5 protein-coding genes are annotated in these 4,215 nt (G+C 63.3%); all 5 read left to right on the top strand.

Features of this window, described 5'->3' with window-relative positions; translation table 11 throughout:
• Positions 1-870: hypothetical protein (locus KDH09_19175; GenBank protein ID MCB0221828.1), on the top strand; the 870-nt coding region annotated here is incomplete at its 5' end.
• Between the two features lie 71 nt (positions 871-941).
• Positions 942-1,769 carry a dihydropteroate synthase gene (folP, locus tag KDH09_19180; GenBank protein MCB0221829.1) on the top strand — a complete coding sequence of 276 codons (828 nt, stop codon included), beginning with the start codon at positions 942-944 and terminating at the stop codon, positions 1,767-1,769.
• A gap of 70 nt (positions 1,770-1,839) precedes the next feature.
• A complete protein-coding gene (cdaA, locus tag KDH09_19185; protein ID MCB0221830.1) occupies positions 1,840-2,589 on the top strand; it encodes a diadenylate cyclase CdaA in 750 nt (249 codons plus the stop codon).
• Entirely contained in the window at positions 2,586-3,509 is a 924-nt protein-coding gene (locus KDH09_19190; protein ID MCB0221831.1) for a YbbR-like domain-containing protein, read from the top strand. Before cdaA ends, KDH09_19190 begins: the two co-directional genes overlap by 4 nt.
• Positions 3,496-4,215 (top strand): phosphoglucosamine mutase (gene glmM / locus KDH09_19195; GenBank protein ID MCB0221832.1); only part of this gene is annotated, 720 nt, incomplete at its 3' end. The genes KDH09_19190 and glmM, both read left to right, overlap by 14 nt.

Genomic DNA, 4,215 nt, shown 5'->3' on the forward strand with positions numbered 1-4,215 from the left:
GATGTGAACCTCAACGTCATTGCGCGCGGAACGCCGGGCTTTGCCGGCGCCGACCTGGAAAACCTTGTCAACGAAGCGGCCCTGCTGGCCGCGCGCCGAGACCGCGAGTCGGTTTCCATGGCGGAGTTCGACGCCGCCAAGGACAAGGTGATGATGGGCACCGAGCGCCGCAGCCAGGTGATTTCGGACGCCGAGAAGAAGACCACGGCCTATCACGAGGCGGGCCACACCATCGTGGGCAAGCTGCTCGTCTCTGCCGATCCCATTCACAAAGTGACGATCATTCCGCGCGGCATGGCGCTGGGTCTGACCCAGTATTTGCCCGCCGAAGACAAGCACACCTATTCGCGCAGCTATGTGGAGTCGCAGATCTCCATCCTGATGGGCGGACGCATCGCAGAGGAGCTCATCTTCGATGAGCTCACCACCGGTGCGGGCAACGACATTGAGCGTGCGACCGATCTGGCCCGTAAAATGGTGTGCGAGTGGGGCATGAGCGATAAGCTCGGTCCACTCACCTACGGTGAGGCCGAGACTGAAGTGTTCCTGGGCCGCGACATGACCCGTTCGCGCAACTATTCCGAGGACACCTCGCAGCAGATCGACCGTGAGATTCGTGACATCGTTGCCAAGAACTACGACCGGGCGCGCAAGCTACTCGAAGAGAACATCGAGATCCTCCATCGCATGGCCAAGTATCTGCTTGAGCGTGAGACCCTCGATGCGGTCGAGGTCGAAGCGGTCATGCGCGGCGATACATTGCCGGCGCAGGCGCCGGCCGTCACGCAGGCGCCCAAGTCGGACGACCGAAGTGACAAGGGCAAGCCGGAATCGGCACCCAGCCTGGTGCCCGACAAGGTGCCCACCTGAGCGAATCAGTGAACTCGAATGCAAACGGGCGCGGCTAAGCAAGGCCGCGCCCGTTTTCTTGGAAGAAACGTATGTCCGGCGAACTCGAACTCGGTACGCAGCGTTACGACATCACGCGGCGCTGTCTGCTCATGGGGATCATCAACGTGACCCCCGACAGCTTCTCCGACGGCGGGCGCTTTGTGAGCCCCGAACAGGCGCTCTCGCAGGCGCGCTATCTGATGGAGCAGGGGGCCGATCTGCTCGACATCGGCGGCGAGTCGACACGCCCGGGTGCGACGCCGGTGGGCGCCAAAGAAGAGATCGCGCGCGTCGTGCCGGCCATTGAGGCCATTCGGGCTGCCGGGATTTCAGCGCCTATCTCCATCGATACCCAGAAAGCCCGCGTGGCCGAGGCCGCCCTCGATGCCGGCGCCGACTTTGTCAACGACGTGAGCGCGCTGGTGGCCGATCCCGAGCTGGGCGCGCTGATTGCCACGCGCGGCGTTGCCGTTGTGTTGATGCATCACCGCGGCAGCTCGCAGACGATGTACGAGCGCGCCCACTATGAGGACGTGGCCGAGGAAGTGCGCGACGAACTCGCCGAGCGGGTGGAGGCGGCCCTCAAGCTGGGGATCGCCAGGGAGCGGATCATCCTCGATCCGGGTATCGGCTTTGCAAAGAAGGCCCCTCAAAGCTGGCAACTGCTCGACAGGCTCTCACAGATCGTGGAAATGGGCTTCCCGGTGCTGGTGGGGACCTCCCGCAAGAGCTTTCTGGGCGAGGTCTTCGGTGACAGTGCCGAGCAGCGCGAGCGCGGCACCCAGGCCACCAGCATCGCCGCTGCCCAGCGCGGGGCGCGCATCCTGCGAGTCCATGAGCCCGGCGCCTATCGCAACCTGCGACTCCACGCGGCTTGAGAGGGGAGTCTCTCCGGATTTTCTCCCGTCGAGGCTTGTCAACTTACCGAAATCATTGTAGAAATTCCCTATGACGGAGTTTTTCTCCACACTGCCGCCAACGGCGCCGCTGGACATCGCGCTGTTGGCCCTGGGCATCTACTACGTGCTGGCCTTTATCGAGGGCACGCGCGCGGTGGCCATCCTCATCGGCATCGCCGGTATCTTCGTCGTCTACACCTTTGCGCAGTATCTCGATCTGCACGCCACGCAGTGGGTCATCGATAGCGTCCTCGAATATTCCTTCCTTGTGGTGATCATTCTCTTTCAGGAAGACGTGCGGCGCGCGCTTGCGCGATTTGGCAGGACGCGGCTTTTCCGAGGTTTCTCTCCGGTCTCGGAGACGCAGATCCTCGACGAGATCGCAAAGGTCGCCGGCGCGCTGGCCGCGCAGAAGATCGGGGCACTCATTGCGCTTGAGCGTGCAATCGGGCTTCGCGACTATGTTGAGATCGGTACCGAAATCGATGCGCGCGTCGAGCGTGATTTGCTCTACAGCATCTTTCTTCCGCACTCGCCGCTTCACGATGGCGCGGTGATTATTCAGGGCGGGCGCATCGAGGCGGCCGGCTGCGTGCTGCCGCTCAACGTCGACCCCGATCTCTCCAAGCAACTGGGAACGCGCCATCGCGCGGCACTGGGGCTTACGGCAGAGACCGATGCCGTCGTGGTCGTCGTCTCTGAAGAGACGGGGACCATCAGCGTTTCGCTCGAAGGGCGGCTCACCCGGGACCTGGATGCGCAGACGCTTCGAAGTCACCTGCTGGAGCTGTTCAAATGAAAGACCGTGCAAAAATCCAGCGCGCGGTGATCTCGGTGCTGCTGGCACTGCTGATCTGGGGAGGCCTGCAGCTCCAGGGCGAGGCGGTGCGCAAGATCTCGCTTCCCATCGAGTTCAAGAACCTGCCCGAGGGGCTTGTCGTGACCGATGCCGATGCGTTGCGCGTTTCGCTCGCACTGCGCGGGGTCCCCGCGCGCATGGCACGGCTCGACCCGGAGTCGATGAAGGTCGTGGTGGACATGACCGACATCGCGCCGGGCAACTCCAAGCAGTTCATCACCGAGGAGAAGATCTCCGGCCTTCCCGGTGACCTGGAGATCGAGGAAATCACACCCTATGCCCTGAACGTGAGCGTGGAAGTCCTGATCGAGAAAGACATCACCATCGCGCCGCGGGTCGAGGGCGAGATCGCCGAGAATTACCTGCTCGACGGCGTGAGCGCGGTGCCGCCCAAGGTTCGCTTCCGCGGTCCGAAGTCGCTGGTCAAATCCCTCGAGAATATTCCGACGGCCAAGCTCAACATTGCCGATCTCAGCCAATCGGTTGTGCGTCGCGTGGAACTCGAAGCCGACCAGCGCGTGCTTCCCTATCTCGATACGCCGGTGGTAGATCTTCAGATTCGCCTTTCTGAAAAGGTGATTGACAAGGTGATCGAGGGCGTGCGTGTGACGCCGCTCGTAGAGTCCGGAACCCGCGTGAGCCTGACGCCGCCGCAGGTGCGCGTGACCGTGACGGGAACAATCTCCAATTTGCGCGGCCTGGATGCCGATTCCTTTGAAGTGCAGGCCGAGGCCCGCGGCTATTCGGCCGGCAAATACCGCGCGCAGAAGCTTCGCATGAGCTTCCGCGTGAACCCGCCGCGTGACGGGCTCTACTTCGACTACGAGCCCAAGGAGTTCGATCTCATTGTCACCCAATAGCGCCAGAAAGCTTTTCGGCACCGACGGCATCCGCGGCGTGGCGGGCTTCGAGCCCATGACCGCGGAGGTGGCTGTGCGCCTCGGACGCGCGGTGGCCGTGCACTTTCGAAACGGGCGCGGGCACCGGCCCCGCATCCTGATCGGCAAGGACACGCGGCTCTCGGGCTATGTGCTCGAGAACGCGCTGGTTGCGGGCATCTGTTCCATGGGGGCCGACGTGCTGCTGGTGGGGCCCATGCCCACGCCGGGTATCGCGTTTCTGACCCACGACATGCGCGCCGACGCGGGCGTTGTCATCAGCGCCTCGCACAATCCCTTCCAGGACAACGGCATCAAGATCTTCGGTCCCGATGGCTACAAGCTTCCCGACGCGGTAGAGCTCGAACTCGAGCAGCACGTCTTCGAGGCCAATGCCTTTGCAGAGCGCCACCGGCCAGATCCTGGAGACCTGGGCAAGGCCTTCCGCATCGAGGACGCGCGCGGTCGCTACGTGCTCTCGTGCAAGCGAACCTTTCCCGACGACCTCGATCTTGACGGGATGAAGATCGTCCTCGACTGCGCCCACGGCGCGGCCTATGCGGTCAGCCCGCTGGTCTTTCGTGAGCTGGGCGCAAAGGTCGTCGCCTGCGGAGTCGAGCCCGACGGCACGAACATCAACGACGGGGTGCGCTCACTCCATCCCGAGGTCGTCGCGGCAAAGGTGAAA

Source organism: Chrysiogenia bacterium (genome assembly GCA_020434085.1).
Taxonomy (GTDB): Bacteria; JAGRBM01; JAGRBM01; order JAGRBM01; family JAGRBM01; genus JAGRBM01.